This is a genomic window from Pseudolabrys sp. FHR47 (genome assembly GCF_005153485.1).
Classification (GTDB): Bacteria; Pseudomonadota; Alphaproteobacteria; order Rhizobiales; family Xanthobacteraceae; genus Pseudolabrys.
In genome coordinates this window covers 740517-764392 of sequence record NZ_CP039740.1, presented here as the reverse complement: position 1 = coordinate 764392, position 23876 = coordinate 740517, and the positions used below count along the sequence as shown (strand labels likewise).

Here is a 23876-nt window from a genome sequence, read left to right as displayed (position 1 = left end):
GCACTTCCACGATTGCGAGTTGCCTCAAACCGGCCGCATTTTATTCATGCGCGTAAAGGGGAATGAAACCGTGCGCTGTCATAAGGCGATCATGAACAGGACGGATAAAATGCAGCACGAATTGCAAAATGGCATCCACGATGGGCGCGTCGACTGGGTCGACTACGCCAAAGGCTTCTGCATCATCTTCGTCGTGATGATGCATTCGACGCTCGGCGTCGAAGCCGCGACCGGCCAGGAGGGCTGGTTGCATCACGTCGTGGAATTCGCGCGGCCGTTCCGCATGCCGGACTTCTTCCTGATCTCGGGCCTGTTCCTCGCCAAGGTCATCGACCGCGACTGGCGCACCTATATCGACCGCAAGGTCGTTCACTTCTTCTATTTCTATCTGCTGTGGACCGCGATCCAGTTCGCCTTCAAGGCGCCGGGCTTCATCGCCGAACAGGGTGTCATGGGCGTGGTGCACGCCTATCTGATGTCCTTCATCGAACCCTTCGGCACTTTGTGGTTCATCTATCTGCTGCCGATCTTCTTCATCATCGTGAAGCTGACCAAGCGTGTGCCCTGGCCGGCGATCTGGCTGATCGGTGCGGCGCTGGAAATCTCGCAGATCCATACCGGCTGGATGGTGCCGGACGAGTTCGCCTCGCGTTTCGTCTATTTCTACACCGGCTATGTCGCCGCCCGTTACGTCTTCGAGATCGCCGCGCGCGCGCAGGCCGCGCCGGCGCTGGCCATGGCCGGCCTGGTGATCTGGGGTATCGGCAACGGCCTTCTGGTGAAAGCCGGCGTCGCATCGCTGCCATTCTATTCGCTGGCGCTCGGCCTCATCGGCGCGGTCGCTGTGGTCACCATCTCGGCGCTGCTGGCGCAGCACGATGTGTTCAAGCCGCTGCGCTACTGCGGCCGCAACTCGATCGTGATCTATCTCGCCTTCTTCCTGCCGATGGCCGCGACCCGCACCGTGCTGCTCAAGACCGGCATCGTCACGGACATCGGCACCGAGTCGGTGATCGTGACCGCCGCCGGCGTGATCGGCGCCCTGGCGATCTACTGGGCGGTACGCTGGACACCGCTGAAGTTCCTGTTCGAACGGCCGGCCATGTTCTGGCTGGTTCCGGACAAGAAAAAGCAGGAACCGCGCCTGGCCATGCAGCCGGCGGAGTAATCCATCACTGTCATGCCCCGCGAAGGCGGGGCATCCAGTAATCTCCGGCGCATGTCTTCTTCCGCAGGGCTTGTGGATACTGGATCGCCCGCCTACGCGGGCGATGACGACAACGATTGATAATCGCGCTCCGGCGGCCCACATTCGGGCCATGCCGACATCCAAGACATCAAAATCCGCCCCGAAATCTGCCGCCAAACCGAAGGCGGCGGCCAAAGCCGACGCCGCGCCGACAAGCCCGGCCGCACGGCCGCTGAAAAAGGGCGACCACGTTTTCCTGGTCGACGGTTCGGGCTACATTTTCCGCGCCTATCACGCGCTGCCGCCCCTGACCCGCAAGTCCGACGGCCTGCAGGTCAATGCCGTGCTCGGCTTCTGCAACATGCTGTGGAAGCTGCTGGCCGAAATGCCGGCCGACAACAAGCCGACGCATCTCGCCGTCATCTTCGACAAATCCGAGAAGACCTTCCGCACCGATTTCTATCCCGACTACAAGGCGCACCGCCCGGAAGCGCCGGAAGACCTGCGGCCGCAATTCCCGCTGATCCGCGACGCTGTGCGCGCTTTCGAGATTCCCTGCCTCGAACAGGCCGGCTACGAGGCCGACGACCTGATCGCCACCTATGCGCGGCTCGCCTGCGAGGCCGGCGCAACCACCACCATCGTCTCCTCCGACAAGGATCTGATGCAGCTCGTCGGCAATGGCGTGACGATGTACGACACGATGAAGGACAAGCGCATCGGCGTGGCCGAGGTGATCGAGAAATTCGGCGTGCCGCCGGAAAAGGTGATCGAGGCGCAGGCGCTGATCGGCGACACCTCCGACAACGTGCCGGGCGTTCCCGGCATCGGCCCGAAAACCGCCGCCGAACTGATCGGCCAGTATGGCGACCTCGAAACGCTGCTGGCGCGCGCTTCTGAGATCAAGCAGGCCAAGCGCCGCGAGAACATCATCCAGTTCGCCGAGCAGGCGCGCATTTCCAAGCGGCTGGTTACGCTCGACCAGAATGTTCCGCTCGACACCGATGTCGCCGAACTCGCCGTGCACGAGCCGGACTACAAGAACCTTATCGCTTTTCTCAAGGCGATGGAGTTCTCCACCATCACCCGCCGTATCGCCGAGAAGACGGGCATTGATGCCTCGAAGATCGAGGCTGACGGCAAGCTCTCTTCCATCCCTCCCCGGAACGGGGAGGGTGGCGCCGCGCCAGCGGCGCCGGGTGGGGACTTGTTCGACACGCCCCCCACCCGGCCGCCTGCGGCGGCCACCCTCCCCCCTGCGGTGGGAGGGATAAGCGAGCAAACCCCCATTTTCCTCGCTGCCCGCCGTCTCGAGCGGCTGCGCAACGCGACCTTCGACATGGGCAAGTACCACGTCATCGACTCGGTCGATGCGCTCAAGGCGCTGATCGTGCGCGCCCTCGACACCGGCACGCTGGCCATCAAGACCGAGACCAGCGCTCTCGATCCGTTGCAGGCCTCGCTCTGCGGCCTTGCCTTCGCCGTCGCACCCAATGAGGCGTTCTATCTGCCGCTCGGCCATCGCGATGCCGGCGAAGGCGACCAGTCCGGCCTGTTCGCCGCCAAGCTCAGCGACGGCCAGATTCCCGAACGCACCGCGCTCGATATCCTCAAGCCGCTGCTGGAAGACAACTGCGTCACCAAGATCGGCCATGACATCAAGCGCGACCGGCTGGTGCTCGGCGCCCGCGGTATTGATCTCGGCGTCACCGACGACGTGATGCTAATCTCCTACGTGCTCGATGCCGGCAAGGGCGGACACGATACGGCAGCGCTCGGTAGCCGCTATCTCGACCGCATGCCGTCGCGCTTCAACGAGGCCAAGAACAAGGAGAAAGCCCTGTTCACGCCGGAGGCGACGCCGATCGGCCGCATAGCGACCTACGCCGCCGAGGACGCCGACATCATCCTGCGCCTGTGGCATGGCCTCAAGCCGCGCATGGCCGCCGAACACGTCACCGCCGTCTATGAGACCTTGGAGCGGCAGATGCCGGCCGTGCTCGGCCGCATGGAAAGCCGCGGCATTTCCATCGACCGCGCGGTGCTGGCAAAACTGTCCAACGACTTCGGCAAGAAGCAGGCCGCGCTCGAGGAAGAAATCAACAAGATCGCCGGCACGCCGGTGAACCCCGGCTCGCCCAAGCAGCTCGGCGACATCCTGTTCGGCCAGCTCGGCCTGCCCGGCGGCTCTAAGACCAAGACCGGCCAGTGGTCGACCACCGCGCGCGAACTCGAAGAACTCGCCGAGCAGGGCCACAAGCTGCCGCAGGTCATTCTCGACTGGCGCCAGGTGTCCAAGCTGCGCTCGACCTACACCGAGGCGCTGCCGAACTACGTCAATCCGAACACCGGCCGCGTGCACACTTCATATGCGCTCGCCGCCACCTCGACCGGACGCCTGTCATCGTCCGAGCCGAATTTGCAGAACATCCCGATCCGCACCGAGGAAGGCCGCAAGATCCGCAAGGCCTTCGTCGCCGCGCCGGGCATGAAACTGGTGTCGGCCGACTACTCTCAAATCGAACTCCGCCTGCTCGCCGAGGTCGCCAACGTGCCGACGTTGCGGCAGGCCTTCAAGGACGGCATCGATATTCATGCGATGACGGCATCGGAAATGTTCGGCGTGCCGGTGAAAGACATGCCCGGCGAAGTGCGCCGCCGGGCGAAGGCCATCAACTTCGGCATCATCTACGGCATCTCGGCGTTCGGCTTGGCCAACCAGCTTGGCATCGAGCGCAGCGAAGCCGGCGAGTACATCAAGAAGTATTTCGAACGCTTCCCCGGCATCCGCGACTATATGGATGAGACCAAAGAGTACTGCCGCATCCACGGCTATGTGCTCACTTTGTTCGGCCGCAAGTGCCACTACCCGGACATCAAGGCATCGAACCCGTCGCTGCGCGCCTTCAACGAGCGCGCCGCCATCAATGCGCGCTTGCAGGGGTCGGCCGCCGACATCATCCGCCGCGCCATGATGCGCATGGAGGGCGAACTCGCTTTGGCCAAGCTCAACGCCAAGATGCTGCTGCAGGTGCACGACGAACTGATCTTCGAGGTGCCCGAGAAGGAAGTCGCCGACACGCTGCCGATCATCAAGGACGTCATGGAGAGCGCGCCGCATCCGGCGGTAGCGATGAACGTGCCGTTGCAGGTCGAGGCGCGCGCGGCGGACAACTGGGACGAGGCGCATTGATGCCCAACGGAGCGACGCTGATTGCTTTCGCCGCCGTCGCGCTGGCCATGGTGCTGACGCCCGGGCCGAACATGATCTACCTGATCTCGCGCTCGATCACGCAGGGCGCGGGGGCGGGGCTGGTGTCGCTGGCCGGCGTCGCGCTCGGCTTCGTCTTCTACATGCTGTGCGCCGCCTTCGGCATCACCGCGCTGATCTTTGCCGTGCCCTATGCCTATGACGCGCTGCGCCTGGCCGGCGCGGCCTATCTCGCGTGGCTCGCGTGGCAGGCGCTGAAGCCGGGCGGTAAATCGCCGTTCCAGGTGCACAAGCTGCCGGTCGACAGCCCACGGCGGCTGTTCCTCATGGGCTTCCTCACCAATCTGCTCAATCCGAAGATCGCGATGCTCTATCTTGCGCTGCTGCCGCAGTTCATCGACCCGGCGCAGAGCGTGCTGACGCAGTCGATCGTGCTCGGCGCAGTGCAGATCGCGGTCAGCGTCACCGTCAATTCCATGATCGCCATCGCCGCCGGATCGATCGCCACCTTCCTCGCCGCGCGGCCGCTCTGGCTGCTGGCGCAGCGCTGGCTGATGGGTACCGTGCTCGGCGCGCTCGCGGTGCGCATGGTGCTGGAAGAGCGGCGGTAGAGCGTTTTCGAGCGAAGTGGAAACCGGTTCGCGTGAAGAAAACGCGTCAAAACGAACCGCTCACATATCGCGCAGGAAGGCCTGAAACGCCGCATTGCCGTCGAGCGCATCGCCGCCGGCCTGCGTCAGCGTATCGATGCTTTCGGCCGGCAGCGTGAAGCTCGTCGGCACGGCATTGAGCACCTTGGCGCGTTCCGGCCCCAGTTGGTCGAACGAAATGCGCGCGATGGTGAATTTGAGGTCGCGGCAATTCCACGACCCGCTCTTGCCGCGCAGGCGCGCGGCCTCGCCCGCGTTAAGTCCGCAGCGCCACTTCACGATCGACTCGCGCCAGGCCTTCATCGTCTCTTCAAATGCGGTGTAGCTCGCCCGCGCATTCGAATCGACCAGCACATCGACGACGGCACCGACCAGTTCCTTACCAGACGGCCCTTCGAGTGTCGTCGACCAGTCGCCTTTCGGCCCCTGCCCGGCATCGACGACGAGAAACATCATACGACGCAGATTGATCGCCTCATCCGGACGCAGCGGGCCGTAAGGCGTCGATTGCCCGGCCCGCATGATGGTGATGCCCGACAATCCGTAATTGTCGATCAGCCCGCCGTCGAACAGCTTGACGTATTTGACCCGCCCGCTGCGGATGTCGGTCATGGCGCGGGCATAGGCCTGCAATTGCGGCGACGCATTCGGATTGGCGGCCGCGGCCGTAACCCACGCGGGCAACGGCGTCCGGCACCGGTCGGGATAGGTTTCGATCACTACCGGCGCGAAAGCGCCCGGCACCGCCGCCGACGCCGCCACCGCCGCCGCGAGCGGATATTGCGTGATGTCGCTACACGCCGCAGCAAAGGTCGGCGGCGAGAACAGGAACGGCGTGCGGCTGTAGATGTCGGTGGCGTTGATCAGCGTCACCGGGCGGCGGCCGCCGAGATCGCCGAAGGTCGCGTCGTGAAACAAATTGGCGTTGAACCAGTCGCGCAGTTTGTTGTCGGTGTTGACGCCGCCGCCGAGCGCACGGGAGATGTTTCCGAGGCTGAAGCTGGTGTCGAGTTGCGCCATCAGATCCTGTGTCAGATAGCGAGCGCGGAAATCGCGCAGCGACGCCGGACCCTTGAGACCGTAATAGGCCGCCATGATCGCTCCGCCGGACACGCCGGAGACCAATCCGACTTGATCGAGCAGCGGGCCCTGCCGGCGGGTCTGGTATTTGCCCATGCGCTCGAGCACGCCATAGGCAAAGGCCGCGGCGCGCGTACCGCCGCCGGAGAAGGCAAGACCGATGACTGTGTCCCCGCTCACGCTGCGGGCGGGAATGGCAGCTTCGGCGGCGCCGGCCGGCCGGATGAGGCCGCCGACCGGGTTCGCTGTCGGCGCATTCAACGGCTGGTTATAGACGCTGGCGCAACCGCCGAGCGTCAATGCCAGAAGCACGCCGACGGTCGCGACCCGTGCGCCGCGCTGAAAAGAACCCGACACCATTCGGCCCGACTTTGTCATATGGCACCGTAGCATAGCGCACACGGCGCGGATTCATCCCCTCAATAACCGGGCCTTTACCCCGGCACGCTTAAGTGGCGGCGCGGCTTTGAGGCGCCCGACCCGCAACCTTCGCCCCGGTGAAACGTTGTCGTGGCGTCGAAATGAGGCCAATGCGGGTTTGTCATGGCGGTTGCCGGTAAAAAGCTGGCGTTTCGGGCGATTGTCCCGACCGGAGCATTGGCTCTTGTCGTGCTGGCGCTACCGCAACCCGCTTCGGCCGGCTTTTTCGAACGGCTGTTCGGCGGCATCGGCCGCGCTATCGAAGGCCCCGCCGCCGCGGTCAGCGATCCCGTCACCAGCCTGATCGATCATCTCGGCGCCAGCCAGGACACCCGCGTGCGCCCGACGAATAGCGGTCCCGCCAAGGCGTTCTGCGTGCGCTCCTGCGACGGTCATTACTTCCCGGTGCTTTCGCATAACGGCATGAGCGCGGCGGAAGCCTGCCGGTCGTTCTGCCCGGCCACTCAGACCAAGCTCTTCACGGGCAGCGAAATCGATTATGCGACCGCGAGCGACGGCAGCCGCTACGCCGACATGCCGAACGCCTACGCCTATCGCAAGAAAATCGCCTCGAACTGTACCTGCAACGGCCGCACGCCGTTCGGCCTCGCCCATATCGACGCCAGGACGGATCCGACCTTGCGGCCCGGTGACATCGTCGCCACCGAAACCGGCCTGCTTGCCTTTACCGGCAAAGGTGGCGACCGCACCAATGTCGCCGCCAACTTCACGCCGATCCAGAACTACAACGGTCTGTCCCAGGCCGTGCGCGACAAGCTCAGCGACACCAAGATCGCGGCGCCGACGCTGGTGCCGGGCGACATCACCTCGTCGATCCCGAAGGCCGCGCTTGATGCCCGCGCCGAAGTGCCGCCGCTGCGCCGTTGAGCCCATCCGCTCGGATTTCCGGCCCGAGGCCTGAAATTTAAGGATTAAGCCTTTCGGCACTTAGGCGGACACCATCTTTTGCCCCAAAATGGTCCTTAACGCCGTTCCGCACGCGGCCTTGACCTGGGCCGCCATATGGGAAGATTCGGGGCCCAATGATCATCAACAGCGGACAGGCAATGATGCGGCGAATGGCGCTGGTCTTGGCGGCCACCTTTGCTCTTACGGCCTTTGGCGCCACCGGCACCGCGCAGGCCGCGCCTCGCTGCGTCAACACCCACGACTTCAGCAAGTGGCTCGCCGACTTCAAGAAGGACGCGCTGGCGCATGGCATCTCGCGCGAGACGCTGAATGCCGCCTCGCCCGAAATGTTCTTCGATGAATCGGTCATCAAGCGCGATTCCGGTCAAGGCGTTTTCCAGCTCACCTTCATCCAGTTCTCGAATCGGCTGCTCGGCGGCAAGCGCATTCCAAATGGCCTGGCGAAGATCCAGGAGCATCGTGCCCTGTTCAATCGCATTGAGAAGACCTACGGCGTGCCGGCCGAAGTCATCACCGCGGTGTGGGGCCTCGAGAGCGATTACGGCGCGCTGTTCGGCAAGTTCAAAATCCTGCCGGCACTGACCACCCTCGCCTATGACTGCCGGCGCGGCGACAAATTCCGCGAAGAACTGATCGACGCGCTCAAGATCATCCAGCGCGGCGACAAGACCGTCGATCAGATGACCGGCAACTGGGCCGGCGAATTCGGCGGCATGCAGTTCACGCCATCGAATTACATCAAGTACGGCGTCGATTTCGACGGCGACGGCCACCGCGACCTGGTCAACAGCACGGCCGATACTCTGGCTTCGGCGGCGAATTATTTGCACTCGATCGGCTGGCGCCGCGGCGAGCCGTGGCTGCAGGAAGTCACGGTGCCGGACGAAATGCCGTGGCAGGAAGCCGACATCGACACGCAACATCCGCGCTCGCAATGGGTCGCGTGGGGTGTGAAGGCCGCGCATGGCGCGCCGCTACCGCGCGACAACATGCCGGCCTCGCTGATCCTGCCGATGGGCCGCAAGGGTCCTGCGTTCCTCAGCTATCAGAACTTCCACGTCTTCACCGACTGGAACGCGTCCTTCGTCTACGCCACCACGGTCGCCTATTTCGCCACGCGCCTCGGCGGCGCGCCGCCGGTCAATGAATCCGGCGCGCGCGACATCAAGCCGATCACCACCGAACAGATGATGGAATTGCAGCGCCAGCTCGCCAAGCGCGGGCTCGATGTCGGCGAGGTCGACGGCCGCCTCGGTGCCGGCACGCGCAAGGCGGTCGCCACCATGCAGGTCAAATACGGCATGCCGGCCGACGCATGGCCAACCGAAGAATTGATCGCACGCCTGCAGAGCGAGCGAAATCCCGCCCCGGTGGCGCCGCTCGCCCGGCAGCCCGGAACCGAATCCAAGGCCGTAGCCCGCCCCACAGCGGCGCCAGCGCCCGTCACGGCCGCGCCGGTGGCGAGCGCCCCTGTCCAGCCGGAGGCCGAAACGCCGCGGCCGAAGCCGAGCCGCGCCGCCACCTTCGAGCAGGCCCCGCGGCCGGCCGCGATTGCCCCGCCGCCGCGCGAGAAGATCACCGTGCGGGTGTGGACCGTGCAGGGCTGCCTCACCTTGCGCATGTCGCCGGAAAAAGCCCGCGAATATCGCCGTTGCTGACAGCGCAATGCTGATCCGTGCCGTATTTTTCTGCCGAGACAGGCGGACGCCTCACCGCTTAGACTAAGCACGTCAAGCGGAGTTCGATAATGGCGCGTAATACCTTCTTCTGCATCGACGCCCACACCTGCGGCAATCCGGTGCGCGTCGTCGCCGGCGGCGGGCCGCTGCTGCCGCATGTGCCGATGCTCGACAAGCGCGAGATCTTCATTCGCGACCACGACTGGGTGCGGCGCGCGCTGATGTTCGAGCCGCGCGGCCACGATGTCATGTCCGGCTCGATCCTCTATCCCTCGACGCGCGACGACTGCGACGTCGGCGTCTTGTACATCGAAGTGTCGGGCTGTCTGCCGATGTGCGGCCACGGCACCATCGGCACCGTGACGGTGGCGATCGAGGAAGGCCTCGTTACGCCGCGCGAACCGGGCAAGCTGGCCATCGAAGCGCCGGCCGGCCGTGTCGCCATCGAATACACGCAGAACGGCCGTTTCGTCGATCAGGTGCGCCTGTTCAACATTGCCAGCTATCTGCACGCCACCGATGTCGAAATCGACGTGCCGACGTTGGGGCGCATCAAGCTCGACGTTGCTTACGGCGGCAACTACTACGCCATCATTGAGCCGCAGGCGAACTGGTCCGGCCTCGACGGCATGCCGGTCAGCGAGATCCAGCGTCTGTCGCCCATCGTCCGCAAACTGGCGCAGGAGAAGGTCGCGCCGGTGCATCCCGAGGATTCGCGCATTCGCGACGTCACCCATGTGCAGTGGACCGACAAACCGCGCCAAGCGCGCGCCCATGCCCGCAACGCCGTGTTCTATGGCGACAAGGCCATCGACCGCTCGCCTTGCGGCACTGGCTCGTCGGCACGCATGGCGCAGCTCGCCGGCAAAGGGAAACTGAAGACCGGCCAGGAGTTCATCCACGAGAGCATCATCGGCACGATGTTCGATTGCCGCGTTGAAGCCGAGGCCACGGTCGGCAATCACCGCGCCATCCGCCCCAGCGTCGCCGGCTGGGCCCAGGTCATTGGCCACAACACGATCTTCGTCGACGATCGCGACCCGCTCGCCCACGGCTTCCAAGTGGCCTGACCGCGCCGCCCAAACCGCGTCCCGGCGCCACGCTCTGTCGCACTCGCGAAATCAGGATTTGCCTATGACTGCTGCTACCGCCGCCCCGTTCCGCGCATCGCTCGGCGACATGGATCCGGAATCCAGTGCCTACATGGCCTTGCAGCCGCCTCCACCCACGACGCCGCCGACCCCGGAGATGGCGCGCGAGGGCATGCGCCGGGCGCGGCCGTTCAACCAGCCCGACCTGCCGCATGTGGCGATGACGCGCGAGTATTCCGTCCCCGGGAAAGGCGGTTCAATCCAGGTGCGCTATTATCGCGGCGTCCGCACTTTTCCCGATGAAGCGCTGCCCGTGCAGGTTTATTTCCACGGCGGCGGATGGGTGATCGGCGATCTCGACAGCCATGATTGGCTCTGCCGCGCCGTCGCCAATGCCGCCAACTGCGCCGTGGTCAGCGTCGATTATCGCCTCGCGCCGGAACACCGCTTTCCGGCGGCGTTCGACGATGCCGTCACCGCGACGCAATGGGTCGCCGCCAACGCAGGGATGCTGAATGTCGACCCGGCGCGCATCTTTGTCGGCGGCGACAGCGCCGGCGGCAATCTCGCCGCCGTCGTCGCGCTCGCACTGCGCGACGATGCCAAGGTGAAGTTACGCGCGCAAATTCTCACCTATCCGATTGCCGACCTGACCTTCGCCTATGACGAACGCTTCGAGAAGGGCGTGGCCCTGACCAATGGCGGCATGCGCGACTTCATCGGCAAATATGTGCCGGACGTCGCCCAGCGCCGCGACTGGCGCTGCTCGCCATTGTTCGCTCAAAGCCTCAAGGGCCTGCCGCCGGCGCTGGTGATCCTCGCCGGCTTCGACCCGCTCTACGACGAGGGCGAGGCCTACGCCGCGCGGCTCCAGTCGGAAGGCGTGGCGGTGACGGTGAAGCGCTTCCCCGGCCAGATGCACGGCTTCGTGTCGCGGCCGAAGCTGCTGCCGAAATCGCTCGACGCCGTAGCCGACATCGCGGCGTTCATGGAAGCACACGGGTAGGAGGGCGACTTGATCGAGCCCGCCGACGCCGCAGCCCGACGCGCCAAGCCTGCGGTCGTCTGCTATCCGGTCGAGACCCTGCCGCCGCCGGATATGGCTATGCTGGGGCGCGCCCGCGATACGTTGGAGAAGGTTTTCGAGACCATCGTGCCGCCGCGCGATGCCCGAGCTTTCGAGGTGCCGGCCGGACACTTCTTTCGCATCATCTCCATTGAGGGTCCGCAGGTCGGCGACCTCAATCTGTGGAACGCGCACGACTTGTCGGAGCGCTTCTTCAGTGGCAAGACTCGCGCGCTGCACGCGACCCACGTCACCACTGGCAACCGGCTGTGGAGCACGCTGCCGAATTTGCGGCCGCTTGCCACCATCACCTATGACTCTCTCGGCTGGTACGGCTTCGACGCCGACGGCGGCGGCGTGCACGACGTCATCGGCACGCGCTGCGATCCCTACACCCACCGGCTGCTGTCCGGCGGCGAATATCACCACTGCTGCCATTCCAACCTGACGCGCGCCTTGGCGGCCGCGCGCGGCATGGACGTGCGCGAGGCCGAGATGCATGTGCACGACGTGCTCAACGTCTTCATGTGCACCGGCTTCACCAGGGACACGCATCAGTATTTCATGAAAGCGAGCCCGGTGCGGCCGGGCGATTTCATCGAGTTCTTCGCCGAGATCGACCTGCTCGGCGCCTTGTCGGCCTGCCCCGGCGGCGATTGCGGCGCCGAGCATTCGAGCGACGTCGCCCAGTGCTTTCCGCTCAAGGTCGAGGTGTTGAAGCCCGCCGAGGGCGCCCTCGCCGGCTGGCAATCGCCGCCGCGCAATGCCTATCCGCGGACGCATGGCGCCTGATTGGCCGGTAAGAAATTATTAACCATGCCGGCTCGACACTGCTCTTCGACCCCGGAGAGCAGCCATGTCAGCTTCCGAGCCGAACCGAAGCGCACCCAGCCTCACCCGCCGGAACGAACTCCTTAAGCGCGTGGACAGCGCGGCGGCCATCGCCGTCTGCCACGAGACGGTCCGCATCGCCTTGGATCGCTCGCTCCAGAAACTGCGCGAAGAGAGCGCGCGGACCATGGCGCTGATCCGCGATTTGCGAACCTCGCCGCTCTACCGGCTGCGCTATCGCAAATCCGCGCTTCTCGCCCGGTTCGCACTCGATCGCTAATTCCGTCCGAGAAAAATCGTCTGCACATAGTCGCGGTAGAGCATGATCTGCCGCGGCAGGATGTGCGGGTCGTTGAGCATCCGCCCCACCACCAACCCGCCTTCGACCAAGGTCGCCGCCATGTCGGCGAGCGCATCGAAATCGACGTCCTGCCGCGGCGGATAGGTTTTGGCAATCAAATCGAACCGCTCGCGGAAGCGCTGGCGCCAGGCCAGAATGCCCTCGGCGTTGAGCGCGCGGATGTCGCGACTAAACAACTGGTCCTGATAGGCGAACGACGCGGCGAGGCACCCAGGATGGGCCTCGGGCAGCTTCTCGAACATTTCCGCGAACAATTTGAGGCCGACCAGAAAACCATGCAGCGCATCGCCATGCAGTTCGTCGCCGCGCCGGAATATATCGTCGAGCACCTGCCGGTCGTGCTCGAGGTAGCGCAGCATCATGCCCTTGGCGAGTTCGGTCTTGTCCTTGAAGTGATAGAAGAAGCCGCTCTTGGTGATGCCGACCGCCGCAATGATCTCGTCGATCGAGGTGCCGGCGAATCCCTTTGCGAGCACCGCGGCCTCGGCTACCGAGAGTATCTGTTCGCGGGTGTCGTCACCCTTACGGCGTGCCTTCTCGAGCATATTTTAGTGTACCAGAAGTCCAGTTGACATGCGCGCGCAAGCTTGTCGCTACGCCGACCCGCGCTGAAACATCTGTATTTTCAGACCTTTCCGCCGATGCGGCGACCGCACCACCAGTGGGCTGGATGGCATTGCCCGGTCGTTCTAGTTCGACGCTCCACGAACAAACGCGAATTCCAGAACAAACAGGAGACACCCATGGCTTCATTAAAGGCCAAATATCGCGGCCGCCTGCCGCTCAATTCGGGGCAGATTTTTCTGACCGATAGCGGCATGGAAACAACCTTGATTTTCCACGACGGCCTCGATCTGCCGTGTTTCGCCTCGTTCACCTTGCTCCAGTCGCAGGACGGCATTGCGCGCGTGCGCGACTATTATGCGCGCCATGCGAAGATCGCCAAGCGCGGCGGCTTCGGCTTCGTGCTGGAGACGCCGACCTGGCGCGCCAATCGCGACTGGGCCGGCAAGCTCGGCATTTCGGCGGCGGAGCTTGCGGACGCCAACCGCGCCGCGGTCGCGCTGATGGCCGAACTGCGCGATGAGTTCGAGACGCCGTCGCAGCCTTTCGTCATTTCCGACAATATCGGCCCGCGCGGCGACGGTTATGACCCGAGCCGCAAAATGAGCGCGCGCGAGGCGCAGGATTATCACGGCGAGCAGATCGGCGTGTTCGCCGGCACGCAGGCCGACCTCGTCTCTGCTTTCACCATGAACTATATCGACGAGGCGATCGGCATCGCCCGCGCGGCGCAGGCGCACGCCATGCCGGTGGTGATCTCGTTCACGGTGGAGACCGATGGCAAGCTGCCGACCGGCGAGACGCTGAAGGACGCGATCATGACGGTCGACCGTGAGACTGGCGCCTATCCGGTCTACTACATGATCAACTGCGCCCACCCGACGCATTTCCGCGACGCGGTGGCGACCGGCGAAGCCTGGATCGGCCGCATCGGTGGCCTGCGCGGCAATGCCTCGCGCAAGAGCCACGCCGAACTCGACGCCTCGACTGAGCTCGACGCCGGCGATCCGCTGGAGTTCGGCGTCCAGCATGCCGAGCTGCGCCGCCTGTTGCCGCGCGCCTGCGTGCTCGGCGGCTGCTGCGGCACCGATCATCGCCACGTCGAGCAGATCGCCTTCGCCTGCGAGGCCATGGCGGCGTAGCGCACAAAACAAAAGGGCGGCCTCATCGGCCGCCCCTTTCAACTCATTCGGTGAGGCTGCTTACTCCGCCGCGATCTTCACTTCCGGCGCAGCGGCGCGGATATCCGGCGAGACGTGGCTCTCGTACTTCTCGAAGTTCTTCTGGAACATGCCGACCAGCTCGCGCGCGGTCTTGTCAAACGCGGCCTTGTCTTTCCACGTCTTGAACGGGTTCAGCAGGTGCGGCTCAACGCCCGGTACCGAAGTCGGCACCGAGAAGCCGAAATACGGGTCGGTGCGGAAGTCGGCATCCTTCAGCGAGCCGTTGAGCGCCGCGGTCACCAGAGTGCGCGTCGCCTTGATCGGCATACGGCGGCCGACGCCGTAAATGCCGCCGGTCCAGCCGGAGTTCACCAGCCAGACATCGACATTGTGCTCGTTGATGTATTCCTTCAGCAGGTCGGCATAGACCGACGGATGCCGCGGCAGGAACGGCGAACCGAAGCAGGTCGAGAATTCCGGCTGCACGCCAACGAGACCCTTCTCGGTGCCGGCAACCTTCGCGGTGTAGCCCGACAGGAAGTGATACATCGCCTGCTCGGGCGTCAGCTTGGCGACCGGCGGCATCACGCCGTAAGCGTCGGCGGTGAGGAAGATGATGTTCTTCGGGTGCGAGGCGCGGCCGGTGCGCGAGGCGTTCGGGATGAAGTCGAGCGGATAGGCCGAGCGGGTATTCTCAGTCTTGGAGCCATCGTCGTAATCCGGCACGCGCGTATCCGGATCGAACACGACGTTTTCGAGTACCGAACCGAAACGGTTGGTGGCGTCCCATATCATCGGCTCGGCTTCCTGGCTGAGCTTGATGCACTTGGCGTAGCAGCCGCCTTCGAAATTGAAGATGCCGTCCTCACCCCAGCCGGTCTCATCGTCGCCGATCAGGATGCGGTTCGGGTCGGCCGACAAAGTGGTCTTGCCGGTGCCGGACAGGCCGAAGAACAGCGCGCTCTCCTTGCCGTCCTTCGAAACGTTGGCCGAGCAGTGCATCGGCACCACGTTCTTGGCCGGCAGATAGAAGTTCAGGGTGGTGAACACCGACTTCTTCATTTCGCCGGCGTAGGACGAGCCGCAGATCAGCACGATCTTGCGGGTGAAATCGATCGCCACCATGGTGTCGGAGCCGTCGCGGCCGCCGTGACGCTTGGCGTCCGGCTTGAACGACGGCAGGTCGACGATGGTCATTTCCGGCACGTATTTGGCGAGAGCCGAACGCTCCGGGCGAATGAGAAGCTGGCGGATGAACAGCGAGTGCCAGGCGAGTTCGGTAAAAACGCGCACCTTGATCTGATGGGTCGGATCGGCGCCGCCGAGCAGATCCTGCGCGAACAGGGTCTTGCCCTTGCAGTGCGCCTGGAAGTCGGCGAGCAGATTGTCGAAGTTCTCCTTCGACATTTTGCGGTTGCCGTCCCACCAGACGGTGTCACGCGTGAGATCGTCCTCGACCGTGTGCTTGTCCTTGGGGCTGCGGCCGGTGTGGTGGCCGGTTTCGGCGCAGAGCGCGCCGCCGGCGACGATCTGGGCTTCGCCGTTAAGAAGGGCGTGTTCGTAGAGCTTGGGCTCGGTCAAATTCCAGTTGACGCCTTTGAGATCGGTAAAACCGAATTTGTCGGCGCCGTATGCGGCGTTCCGTACACCCGTTTCCTGCACGCTTGCTCTCCCAGTCCGGCGGAAAAAGCACCGCCGCGGCCGCTATGGCCGAATTCCTTTTGAGACTTTGATCGAAGCCTCGGCTGAAGGCGCGCGACCATAGTCATCAGCGCCGTGAATGCCAAGATCAAATGCCATGCATTATGAACGCCCGGCATTGCACTGCATCAATGACTTAACGCCGCCGGCGGCTTGCGGGTTTCACGAATCTTGATGAGTCATATGATGACTGATCAATGATGCAGGGCGGCAAGCCGTTCACATTGCACGCGCCTTCTCGGCCAGTTCCTTCAAAGCCATGCGCAGCGCGCCTGGGCTGGTCACCCGTTGCGGAAACGGCAGCCGCAGCGACAGCGGACCGTTCTGCAGATCAATGCCGTCAGGGTCGATGCCGGTGCAGCGCCAGACGCCATCCGGCGCGCCGCACAGCTTCACGGCGTACAGATTGAGCGCGGCGCCGTGATCTTCGTTCATGTGCGCGACCGCGCCTTCTTCGGCATCGATGAGTTCGCGGGCGTCGGCGATGTCGGTCAGCACGTCATCGGCTGTCAGATCGGCGGCGCGGGCGAAGCCGCCATTCAAATGCGCCGACACGACATTCATCCGCCAGAACGCAAAGTCGCCGAACCCGGCATAAAGCTGCGATTTCGGATGATGCGTCAGGAAACGCCGGCGCAGCCGCGCTTCGTCTGCGGCGTCGCGCGGTATCAGAATAAATTGCCCGAGCACGGTCAGGCGGGGATGGGCGAGCGCGTCGCCCTTGCCCGTCTCCGCCAACATGACCGAGGCCCGGCCGTCGATCTCCAGATTGGCGGTATGGGTCGACAGCCGCGAAACCAGGATCACCGGCGCGCCGTCGGCATCGGTTCCGATGTTGACCAGGGAGGCGAAAGGGTGCCCGGTATTGCGGTCCAAAGTGGCCAGTGTTCCCGAACGAATTCGCCGCAACAGGTCCCGGGCGACCGTCCGCGGCTCGAAATCGGCTGGTGGCGCGGCGCTTTCCGGCAAGCGGTCGGGCATGGTCCCTGGAAGGGCATTGGAACCGGGAAGGGCGCCGGGTCGTTCGGTCATGATCGTTCGGTCTCTCGCATTGAAAACAGGGCCGTTTTCCGGCCAATTGCCCTTGAATTCGACCCAGAATCACATAGTTGTTGCAAAGAGGCCACAATTCGAACCCCGTTTGCAGGCTTCAAATCGCGCGGGACGACACGTCAGAAGGGGCTTTCATGCCAACCATCGCGCTCGTGGACGATGACCGCAATATCCTGACCTCGGTGTCCATGGCACTCGAGGCCGAAGGCTATCGGATCATGACCTATACCGACGGCGCCTCCGCCATCGATGGGTTCAAGACTTCGCCGCCGGACCTCGCCATCCTCGATATCAAGATGCCGCGTATGGACGGCATGGAGACGTTGCGCCGCCTGCGGCAGAAGTCCGACGTTCCCGTGATCTTCCTCACCTCTAAGGATGAGGAGATCGATGAACTGTTCGGCCTCAAGATGGGCGCCGACGACTTCATCCGCAAACCGTTCTCGCAGCGCCTCTTGGTCGAGCGTGTCAAGGCGGTGCTCCGCCGCGCCACGCCGAAGGACGGCGCAGCGCCCAAGGAAGTCGACACCACCAAGGTGCTCGAGCGCGGCCTGCTGCGCATGGACCCGGAGCGCCACACCTGCACCTGGAAGGGCGAGCCGGTCACGCTCACCGTCACCGAATTCCTCATCCTCCAGGCGCTCGCCACCCGCCCCGGCGTGGTGAAGAGCCGCAATGCGCTGATGGACGCGGCTTACGACGACCAGGTCTATGTCGACGACCGCACCATCGACAGCCACATCAAGCGCCTACGCAAGAAGTTCAAGCAGGTCGACGACGACTTCGAGATGATCGAGACGCTCTACGGCGTCGGCTATCGCTTCAAGGAATGAACTTTCTTCACCTCTCCCATGGGGAGAGGTCGGCACGCGCGAGCGTGCCGGGTGAGGGGTTACAAACCATCGGCTCACTTGCCCCCTCACCCCAACCCTCTCCCCAACGGGGAGAGGGAGCGCGCTGTGCGCGAAGCCAATGCTTCGGCTAACATCGCATTCGCGAGTGACGGGCTGGACCATTCATCGTGCTCGATCGAACCGCAGAGCAGCAGGCACGCGAAGCCGAAGCGGCGACTGAAGGCGACACGCCGGCGGCCGCGGCGACGAGCCGCGACTGGAGCCTGCGCCGCCTCATCGGTTCGGCCTGGTCGTTCTTCGTCACGCTGAGCTTTTCCAGCCTCACCCGCCGTATCGTCTTCCTCAACCTCGCCGGTCTCTGCGCGCTGCTGTTCGGCGTGATGTACCTGTCGCAGTTCCGTGCCGGCCTGATCGACGCGCGCGTGCAGAGCCTTCTGGTGCAGGGCGAGATCATCGCCGGCGCCATTGCCGCCTCGGCCACGGTCGAAAGCGACGCCGTCACCATCGACCCCGATCGCCTGCTCGAACTGCAGGCCGGCGAAAGCTACGGCCCGCCGGACGACGCCCTGTCCGGCATCGAATTCCCGATCAACCCCGAGCGTGTCGCCCCGGTGCTGCGCCGCCTCGTCTCGCCGACCAAGACGCGCGCCCGCATCTACGACCGTGAGGGCGTGCTCATTCTCGACAGCCGCAATCTCTATGGCCGCGGCGACGTCCTGCGTTTCGACCTGCCCTCGCCGACCGCGGAACAGGCCGGTCTGGTGGAGCGCAGCTATATCGCCATTCGCCGCTGGCTCGGCCGCGGCGACCTGCCGCTCTATCGCGAACTCGGTCCCGAGAACGGCAAAGGCTATGGCGAAGTTCGGCAGGCGCTAACCGGCCTGCATGCCAGCGAAGTGCGCGTCAATGACCGCGGCGAAGTCATCGTTTCCGTCGCCGTGCCGGTGCAACGTTTCCGCGCCGTGCGCGGCGCGTTGATGCTTTCCACGCAAGGTGCCGACATCGACGACATGGTGGAGGCCGAGCGGCTCGCCATCGTCAAGGTGTTCCTCGTCGCCGCCGGCGTGATGGTGGTGCTGTCGATCCTGCTGGCCGGCACCATCGCCGGTCCGGTGCGGCGCCTCGCCGATGCCGCCGAGCGCGTGCGCCGGCGCATCAAGACTCGCGTCGAGATTCCCGACTTCACCGGCCGCCACGACGAGATCGGCGAACTGTCCGGCGCTTTGCGCGACATGACCAACGCGCTGTACAGCCGCATCGAGGCCATCGAAAGCTTCGCCGCCGACGTTTCGCATGAACTGAAGAACCCACTGACGTCGTTGCGCTCCGCGGTCGAGACGCTGCCGATGGCAAAAACCGATGCCAACCGCGCGCGGTTGCTCGAAGTCATCCAGCACGACGTCAAGCGTCTCAACCGCCTCATCACCGACATCTCCGACGCAAGCCGGCTCGACGCCGAATTGCAGCGCCAGGAAGTGGCGATCGTCGACCTTGCGCGGCTACTCGATGCGCTGGTTTCGACCGCCAACGAGGTGCGCTCCAACAACGTGAAGGTGACGCTGACCTTCGAAGGCGGTCAGCCGTCGCAGTTCAAGGCGCCCGGCCACGACTCGCGCCTCGGTCAGGTGGTGTCGAACCTCATCGACAATGCGCGCTCGTTCTCGCCCGACGGCGGTACCGTGCGCGTGACCTGCCGCAAGTTGAAGTCCGACATCGAGATTATCGTCGATGATGACGGCCCCGGCATCCGGCCCGACGCTTTGGACAAGGTGTTCGAGCGCTTCTACACCGACCGTCCGCATCAGGGTTTCGGCCAGAATTCCGGCCTCGGCCTGTCGATCTCCAGGCAGATCGTCGAGGCCCATGGCGGCTCGATCCGCGCCGAGAATCGCATCGGTACCGGCACGCAGAAAAACCGTGACACCGGCGAGGACGAACCTCGCGTCCTCGGCGCGCGGTTTGTTGTGCGGTTACCGGGGAAGTAAGGAGTTTGGTCATTTGACCACCACCCACGCTTCCGCGGTCCTGATCGACGCCACCGCCGTGCTGATCCGCGGCGCCTCCGGCGCCGGCAAATCGAGGCTCGCCTTCGCGCTGATCAATGCGCAGGCCCAGGGCCTGCTGCGCTTCTCCCGGCTGGTCGGCGACGACCGCGTCCTCGTGGAGGCCTGCAATGGTCGCCTGCTGGTACGGCCGGCCCCTAATCTGGCCGGGCTGATCGAGGTCCGCGGCCTCGGCATCCGGCGCCTGCCCTACGAGCCTGTCGCAACGATCGGCCTGGTAGTCGACCTGGACGCTGCCGACGCCGAGCGGCTGCCGTCGCGGGAAGCGTCCCAAACCGCCATTTCCGGGTTGATTTTACCGCGGCTTGCCGTCGCACCGGAGACGGATCCGCTGCCCCTGGTCGTTTCATATATGACGTCGGCCCCCCTGGCCGGGGGATAGTACCGGGTGGGAATTGACCCGGAATCGCGACTGGAGTACCTCGTCGCGCCTCGTTTCGTTAAGGAAAATTAACCATGCCGGAGGTAGCCTCCGGCGGCCAAAACCCCAGATAGAGCGCGCTTTGACATCGCCTTCCCGCGTTGCAGCAGACCGCCTATATAGCAAGTCAAGCCCTTGCAACGGGGCTTCGGATGCGCCTCAATGCGCCCCCAATCGTGCGGCGCAACAACAACAAGGCGCCCGCGAGGAGTTCGGAATGATCGGCCTCGTATTAGTGACCCACGGGCGGCTCGCCACCGAGTTTCGCTCGGCGCTTGAGCATGTGGTGGGTCCGCAAACCCAGATCGAGGCCGTGACCATCGGCCCCGACGATGACGCCGAGCAGTGTCGCATGAACATTCTCGACGCGGTCAAACGCGTCGATTCCGGCGAGGGCGTCGCCATCCTCACCGACATGTTCGGCGGCACGCCGTCCAATCTGGCCATTTCGGTGATGAGCCAGCCCAAAGTCGAGGTGCTGGCCGGTATCAATCTGCCGATGCTGATCAAGCTGGCCAAAGTGCGCGAGACCTCGCCGCTTGAAGACGCGGTCGCCGCCGCCCAGGAGGCCGGTCGCAAGTACTGCACCATCGCCAGCCGGGTGCTGAACGGCAAATGACGCTGCCGCGCAGCGACGCTCCCGACCCCCACGGCGCTGGCGTCAGCCGCGACGTGGAGATCGTCAACAAGAAGGGCCTGCACGCCCGGGCGTCCGCCAAATTCGTGCAGCATGCCGAGAAATACGACGCCGCCATCATCGTCACCTGCCGCGGCGAAACCGTCGGCGGCACCTCGATCATGGGGCTGATGATGCTCGCCGCCGGCCCCGGCTCGAAGATCACCATCAAGGCCACGGGCAAGGACGCCAAAGCAGCGGTCGACGACCTCTGCGCCCTCGTCTCCGACCGGTTCGGCGAAGAGGAGTAAGCTGCTACCCCGCCTGAAGGCGGGTTAAGGTCTGCGGGTTACCCCTCGGCAAGAACATAAAGAAATCTTTATATATGCATTGCAGCCCCTCCCGGGGCCTGTTATAGGCACGCCATTCCACAAAACCCGCCCGGGAAGGATCGCGCATGCCTATTGCCAGTGAATACATCGTCAAGGACATCGGCCTCGCCGATTTCGGCCGCAAGGAGCTCTCGCTGGCCGAGACCGAAATGCCGGGCCTGATGGCGACCCGCGAAGAGTACGGGCCGAAGCAGCCGCTCAAGGGCGCGCGCATCGCCGGCTCGCTGCACATGACGATCCAGACTGGCGTGCTAATCGAGACCCTGGTCGCGCTCGGCGCCGACGTGCGCTGGGTCTCGTGCAATATCTATTCGACCCAGGATCACGCCGCCGCCGCCATCGCCGCCGCCGGCGTTCCCGTCTTCGCCGTCAAGGGCGAGACGCTGAAGGACTACTGGGACTACACCGCCAAGCTGTTCGACTGGCACGGCGGCGGCTACCCGAACATGATCCTCGATGACGGCGGCGACGCCACGATGTACGTCCACCTTGGTCTCAAGGCCGAGAAGGGCGACACCGCGTTCCTCGACAAGCCGGGTTCGGAAGAAGAGGAAGTGTTCTTCGCGCTGCTCAAGAAGCAGCTCAAGGAGAAACCGAAGGGCTACTTCCAGGCGCTCGCCGACTCGATCAAGGGCGTCTCGGAAGAGACCACCACCGGCGTGCACCGTCTCTACGACATGCAGAAAGCCGGCACGCTGCTGTGGCCGGCCATCAACGTCAACGACTCGGTGACCAAGTCGAAGTTCGACAATCTCTATGGCTGCCGTGAATCGCTGGTTGACGGCATCCGCCGCGGCACCGACGTCATGATGTCGGGCAAGATCGCGATGGTCGCCGGCTTCGGCGACGTCGGCAAGGGTTCGGCCGCCTCGCTGCGCCAGGCTGGCTGCCGCGTCATGGTTTCGGAAATCGATCCGATCTGCGCCCTGCAGGCGGCGATGGAAGGCTATGAAGTCGTGACCATGGAAGAAGCCGCGCCGCGCGCCGACATCTTCGTCACGGCGACCGGCAACAAGGACATCATCACCCTCGATCACATGCGGGCGATGAAGGATCGCGCCATCGTCTGCAACATCGGCCACTTCGACAACGAGATTCAGGTCGCCGGTCTCAAGAACCTGAAGTGGGACAACATCAAGCCGCAGGTGGACGAGATCACCTTCCCTGATGGCCACCGCATCATCCTGTTGTCGGAAGGCCGCCTGGTGAACCTCGGCAACGCCATGGGGCATCCGAGCTTCGTGATGTCGGCGTCCTTCACCAACCAGACTTTGGCGCAGATTGAACTCTTCGCCAACAACAAGGACGGCAAGTACAAGAAGGAAGTCTATGTGCTGCCGAAGGCGCTCGACGAGAAGGTGGCGATGCTGCATCTCGCCAAGATCGGCGCCAAGCTATCGAAGCTGCGGCCGGATCAAGCGAGCTATATCGGCGTGAAGCCGGAAGGCCCGTTCAAGAGCGATCACTATCGTTACTGAGCACGTACGCCGTCACAAAATGCCAAAGGCCGGGCCACTGCCCGGCCTTTCACGTTTATCCTCTCTGCGTGGCCCTCCGGCGACGCAGTTCGTTAGCGCCCTACGAGCCCTTGGTCTGTCCCGGCGATGGCGCAAGCAACCCCGCCAGCGCGCCAACAGCAGCCGAACCAAGCGCGATCAACTCCGGCGGAATCTTGTAATTGTCGGGACTGCCTAGAAATGCGAGTCCAAGCCCGCCCGCCACGGTCAGGATGACGGTGGCGCCCAGCACTGTCACAACGATTCGATAAATGACGACGTCAGATACATAGACCGGTCCCGAACCAAGCGTATCTTCGGCTTTTTTCTTGATCGCTTCCGGAACGGCTGGATCGGCTCTTATCGTATTCAGAAGACTCTTCAGTTCGACGTCCGCTGTCATAGGCCCCTCCCATCAGTTTTGAAAACCCAAAGAAACGCGCGCAGGTTTTCCGTCCCCCGAGACGGTGCGCCCCTGCGCGTTATTGATTTCAATGCTGATCGTTTTGGCGTCGTGCAGATTGATGTGAAAGAAGGTTCGCCATGCGAACTGACCGTCTTCGGCGAATTGCCCGCTCAATTCCTCCGCGTAAGCGTCCCAATCCCGCTGACTGATGTCGAGCGCGATGTCGTCGTCTTTCCTTATGCCGTCACGCCAAACCGCGACCCGCACCGGCAGATAGTTCTTGCGTTGCAGATTGTCGAACGCTTCGCCGCGGCCAAAAACCGTGAACTTGAAGTCCACACGCTTGTTGCGAAAGATCCGCCGATCGAGATTATTGAATGGCGGAAGGATCTCGTTACAGGCGTCGGTGCGCGACTTAATCCCGTTCGCGCAGACGAACACTTTTCCTGTCTGGAAGTCCTGACTGCGCGCCGGTGCCAACACGCTCAGCAGAGCAATGGCTGCAAGCAGAACCGTTGCCGAGAGCCGCCGACGAAACAATCCGGTTGACAGGGTGGCGGCGCCGACTCGCCGAGCGCGTTGAAAGCCTTCGTGCCAGGCACAACAGACCGTCCGCATGGAGCAGCCCCCCGCTACCAA

At 64.1% G+C, this 23876-nt stretch carries 22 protein-coding genes; 16 read left to right on the top strand and 6 right to left on the bottom strand.

What is annotated here, in order from left to right:
* The first annotated feature begins 109 nt into the window (after positions 1 to 109).
* The 3 genes from E8Q40_RS03780 (at position 110) to E8Q40_RS03770 (ending at position 5011) form a co-directional block, all read left to right on the top strand.
* A complete protein-coding gene (locus tag E8Q40_RS03780) occupies positions 110 to 1168 on the top strand; it encodes an acyltransferase family protein (RefSeq protein WP_137043129.1) in 1059 nt (352 codons plus the stop codon).
* Positions 1169 to 1319: 151 nt separating this feature from the next.
* Positions 1320 to 4382, top strand: a complete 3063-nt coding sequence (gene polA / locus E8Q40_RS03775) for a DNA polymerase I (protein ID WP_137043128.1) — start codon at positions 1320 to 1322, stop codon at positions 4380 to 4382.
* Positions 4382 to 5011, top strand: coding sequence for a LysE family translocator (locus E8Q40_RS03770; protein ID WP_137043127.1), 630 nt, complete (start codon positions 4382 to 4384; stop codon positions 5009 to 5011). The genes polA and E8Q40_RS03770 overlap by 1 nt, the downstream gene beginning before the upstream one ends.
* 60 nt (positions 5012 to 5071) lie before the next feature.
* Here E8Q40_RS03770 and E8Q40_RS03765 read toward each other — a convergent pair whose 3' ends face one another.
* Positions 5072 to 6490, bottom strand: coding sequence for a patatin-like phospholipase family protein (locus E8Q40_RS03765; RefSeq protein ID WP_137043126.1), 1419 nt, complete (start codon positions 6488 to 6490; stop codon positions 5072 to 5074).
* A gap of 183 nt (positions 6491 to 6673) precedes the next feature.
* On the opposite strand from E8Q40_RS03765, the gene E8Q40_RS03760 reads away from it, so the two are divergent.
* The 6 genes from E8Q40_RS03760 (at position 6674) to E8Q40_RS03735 (ending at position 12427) form a co-directional block, all read left to right on the top strand.
* Positions 6674 to 7438: a DUF2865 domain-containing protein gene (locus tag E8Q40_RS03760; RefSeq protein WP_137043125.1), complete on the top strand. Its 765-nt coding sequence runs from the start codon at positions 6674 to 6676 to the stop codon at positions 7436 to 7438.
* Positions 7439 to 7593: 155 nt separating this feature from the next.
* The gene (locus E8Q40_RS03755; protein WP_137043124.1) at positions 7594 to 9138 is read left to right on the top strand and encodes a lytic murein transglycosylase; all 1545 of its coding nucleotides are present in this window, start codon (positions 7594 to 7596) and stop codon (positions 9136 to 9138) included.
* A gap of 89 nt (positions 9139 to 9227) precedes the next feature.
* Positions 9228 to 10229: a 4-hydroxyproline epimerase gene (locus E8Q40_RS03750; protein ID WP_137043123.1), complete on the top strand. Its 1002-nt coding sequence runs from the start codon at positions 9228 to 9230 to the stop codon at positions 10227 to 10229.
* A 64-nt stretch (positions 10230 to 10293) separates the two neighbouring features.
* Positions 10294 to 11256 carry an alpha/beta hydrolase gene (locus E8Q40_RS03745; protein WP_137043122.1) on the top strand — a complete coding sequence of 321 codons (963 nt, stop codon included), beginning with the start codon at positions 10294 to 10296 and terminating at the stop codon, positions 11254 to 11256.
* Positions 11257 to 11265: 9 nt separating this feature from the next.
* On the top strand, positions 11266 to 12108 hold the full coding sequence (locus tag E8Q40_RS03740; RefSeq protein ID WP_246662992.1) for a DUF1989 domain-containing protein: 843 nt from the start codon (positions 11266 to 11268) through the stop codon (positions 12106 to 12108).
* 64 nt (positions 12109 to 12172) lie between these two features.
* On the top strand, positions 12173 to 12427 hold the full coding sequence (locus E8Q40_RS03735; RefSeq protein ID WP_137043121.1) for a hypothetical protein: 255 nt from the start codon (positions 12173 to 12175) through the stop codon (positions 12425 to 12427).
* Here the strand turns inward: E8Q40_RS03735 and E8Q40_RS03730 are convergent.
* The gene (locus E8Q40_RS03730; RefSeq protein WP_137043120.1) at positions 12424 to 13053 is read right to left on the bottom strand and encodes a TetR/AcrR family transcriptional regulator; all 630 of its coding nucleotides are present in this window, start codon (positions 13051 to 13053) and stop codon (positions 12424 to 12426) included. The two genes, E8Q40_RS03735 and E8Q40_RS03730, sit on opposite strands and share 4 nt — an antisense overlap.
* 198 nt (positions 13054 to 13251) lie before the next feature.
* Here E8Q40_RS03730 and E8Q40_RS03725 point away from each other — a divergent pair, with 198 nt between their 5' ends.
* Entirely contained in the window at positions 13252 to 14214 is a 963-nt protein-coding gene (locus E8Q40_RS03725; RefSeq protein WP_137043119.1) for a homocysteine S-methyltransferase family protein, read from the top strand.
* A 60-nt stretch (positions 14215 to 14274) separates the two neighbouring features.
* On the opposite strand, the gene E8Q40_RS03720 is transcribed toward E8Q40_RS03725, so the two are convergent.
* Positions 14275 to 15897 carry a phosphoenolpyruvate carboxykinase gene (locus E8Q40_RS03720; RefSeq protein ID WP_137043118.1) on the bottom strand — a complete coding sequence of 541 codons (1623 nt, stop codon included), beginning with the start codon at positions 15895 to 15897 and terminating at the stop codon, positions 14275 to 14277.
* A gap of 258 nt (positions 15898 to 16155) precedes the next feature.
* Complete coding sequence (locus tag E8Q40_RS03715; protein WP_246662991.1) at positions 16156 to 16968, bottom strand: HugZ family protein; 813 nt, start codon at positions 16966 to 16968, stop codon at positions 16156 to 16158.
* Positions 16969 to 17123: 155 nt separating this feature from the next.
* Here E8Q40_RS03715 and E8Q40_RS03710 point away from each other — a divergent pair, with 155 nt between their 5' ends.
* The 6 genes from E8Q40_RS03710 to ahcY all read left to right on the top strand — a co-directional run bounded on the left by E8Q40_RS03710 (position 17124) and on the right by ahcY (position 22813).
* Complete coding sequence (locus E8Q40_RS03710; protein ID WP_137043117.1) at positions 17124 to 17822, top strand: response regulator transcription factor; 699 nt, start codon at positions 17124 to 17126, stop codon at positions 17820 to 17822.
* Between the two features lie 296 nt (positions 17823 to 18118).
* Positions 18119 to 19828 carry a stimulus-sensing domain-containing protein gene (locus tag E8Q40_RS03705; RefSeq protein WP_370455274.1) on the top strand — a complete coding sequence of 570 codons (1710 nt, stop codon included), beginning with the start codon at positions 18119 to 18121 and terminating at the stop codon, positions 19826 to 19828.
* A 13-nt stretch (positions 19829 to 19841) separates the two neighbouring features.
* Positions 19842 to 20288, top strand: coding sequence for an HPr kinase/phosphorylase (locus tag E8Q40_RS03700; protein WP_168197694.1), 447 nt, complete (start codon positions 19842 to 19844; stop codon positions 20286 to 20288).
* A 256-nt stretch (positions 20289 to 20544) separates the two neighbouring features.
* Entirely contained in the window at positions 20545 to 20946 is a 402-nt protein-coding gene (locus E8Q40_RS03695) for a PTS sugar transporter subunit IIA (protein ID WP_137043114.1), read from the top strand.
* Positions 20943 to 21254: an HPr family phosphocarrier protein gene (locus tag E8Q40_RS03690; RefSeq protein WP_137043113.1), complete on the top strand. Its 312-nt coding sequence runs from the start codon at positions 20943 to 20945 to the stop codon at positions 21252 to 21254. The genes E8Q40_RS03695 and E8Q40_RS03690 overlap by 4 nt, the downstream gene beginning before the upstream one ends.
* Positions 21255 to 21400: 146 nt before the next feature.
* Positions 21401 to 22813 carry an adenosylhomocysteinase gene (gene ahcY / locus E8Q40_RS03685; RefSeq protein WP_137043112.1) on the top strand — a complete coding sequence of 471 codons (1413 nt, stop codon included), beginning with the start codon at positions 21401 to 21403 and terminating at the stop codon, positions 22811 to 22813.
* Positions 22814 to 22913: 100 nt separating this feature from the next.
* Here ahcY and E8Q40_RS22095 read toward each other — a convergent pair whose 3' ends face one another.
* Together E8Q40_RS22095 and E8Q40_RS03675 are read right to left on the bottom strand one after the other, a co-directional pair.
* Complete coding sequence (locus E8Q40_RS22095) at positions 22914 to 23234, bottom strand: hypothetical protein (protein WP_205995667.1); 321 nt, start codon at positions 23232 to 23234, stop codon at positions 22914 to 22916.
* Between the two features lie 12 nt (positions 23235 to 23246).
* Positions 23247 to 23855 (bottom strand): hypothetical protein, encoded by a 609-nt coding sequence (locus tag E8Q40_RS03675; protein WP_137043111.1) that lies wholly within the window; start codon positions 23853 to 23855, stop codon positions 23247 to 23249.
* Between the last annotated feature and the right edge of the window lie 21 nt (positions 23856 to 23876).

What these genes read in the sequence shown, in the direction of transcription:
- E8Q40_RS03780 (WP_137043129.1), top strand. Translation starts at nt 110, where the DNA reads ATGCAGCACGAATTGCAAAATGGCATCCACGATGGGCGCGTCGACTGG.
- polA (WP_137043128.1), top strand. Translation starts at nt 1,320, where the DNA reads ATGCCGACATCCAAGACATCAAAATCCGCCCCGAAATCTGCCGCCAAA.
- E8Q40_RS03770 (WP_137043127.1), top strand. Translation starts at nt 4,382, where the DNA reads ATGCCCAACGGAGCGACGCTGATTGCTTTCGCCGCCGTCGCGCTGGCC.
- E8Q40_RS03765 (WP_137043126.1), bottom strand. Translation starts at nt 6,490, where the DNA reads ATGGTGTCGGGTTCTTTTCAGCGCGGCGCACGGGTCGCGACCGTCGGC.
- E8Q40_RS03760 (WP_137043125.1), top strand. Translation starts at nt 6,674, where the DNA reads ATGGCGGTTGCCGGTAAAAAGCTGGCGTTTCGGGCGATTGTCCCGACC.
- E8Q40_RS03755 (WP_137043124.1), top strand. Translation starts at nt 7,594, where the DNA reads ATGATCATCAACAGCGGACAGGCAATGATGCGGCGAATGGCGCTGGTC.
- E8Q40_RS03750 (WP_137043123.1), top strand. Translation starts at nt 9,228, where the DNA reads ATGGCGCGTAATACCTTCTTCTGCATCGACGCCCACACCTGCGGCAAT.
- E8Q40_RS03745 (WP_137043122.1), top strand. Translation starts at nt 10,294, where the DNA reads ATGACTGCTGCTACCGCCGCCCCGTTCCGCGCATCGCTCGGCGACATG.
- E8Q40_RS03735 (WP_137043121.1), top strand. Translation starts at nt 12,173, where the DNA reads ATGTCAGCTTCCGAGCCGAACCGAAGCGCACCCAGCCTCACCCGCCGG.
- E8Q40_RS03730 (WP_137043120.1), bottom strand. Translation starts at nt 13,053, where the DNA reads ATGCTCGAGAAGGCACGCCGTAAGGGTGACGACACCCGCGAACAGATA.
- E8Q40_RS03725 (WP_137043119.1), top strand. Translation starts at nt 13,252, where the DNA reads ATGGCTTCATTAAAGGCCAAATATCGCGGCCGCCTGCCGCTCAATTCG.
- E8Q40_RS03715 (WP_246662991.1), bottom strand. Translation starts at nt 16,968, where the DNA reads ATGACCGAACGACCCGGCGCCCTTCCCGGTTCCAATGCCCTTCCAGGG.
- E8Q40_RS03710 (WP_137043117.1), top strand. Translation starts at nt 17,124, where the DNA reads ATGCCAACCATCGCGCTCGTGGACGATGACCGCAATATCCTGACCTCG.
- E8Q40_RS03695 (WP_137043114.1), top strand. Translation starts at nt 20,545, where the DNA reads ATGATCGGCCTCGTATTAGTGACCCACGGGCGGCTCGCCACCGAGTTT.
- E8Q40_RS03690 (WP_137043113.1), top strand. Translation starts at nt 20,943, where the DNA reads ATGACGCTGCCGCGCAGCGACGCTCCCGACCCCCACGGCGCTGGCGTC.
- ahcY (WP_137043112.1), top strand. Translation starts at nt 21,401, where the DNA reads ATGCCTATTGCCAGTGAATACATCGTCAAGGACATCGGCCTCGCCGAT.
- E8Q40_RS22095 (WP_205995667.1), bottom strand. Translation starts at nt 23,234, where the DNA reads ATGACAGCGGACGTCGAACTGAAGAGTCTTCTGAATACGATAAGAGCC.
- E8Q40_RS03675 (WP_137043111.1), bottom strand. Translation starts at nt 23,855, where the DNA reads ATGCGGACGGTCTGTTGTGCCTGGCACGAAGGCTTTCAACGCGCTCGG.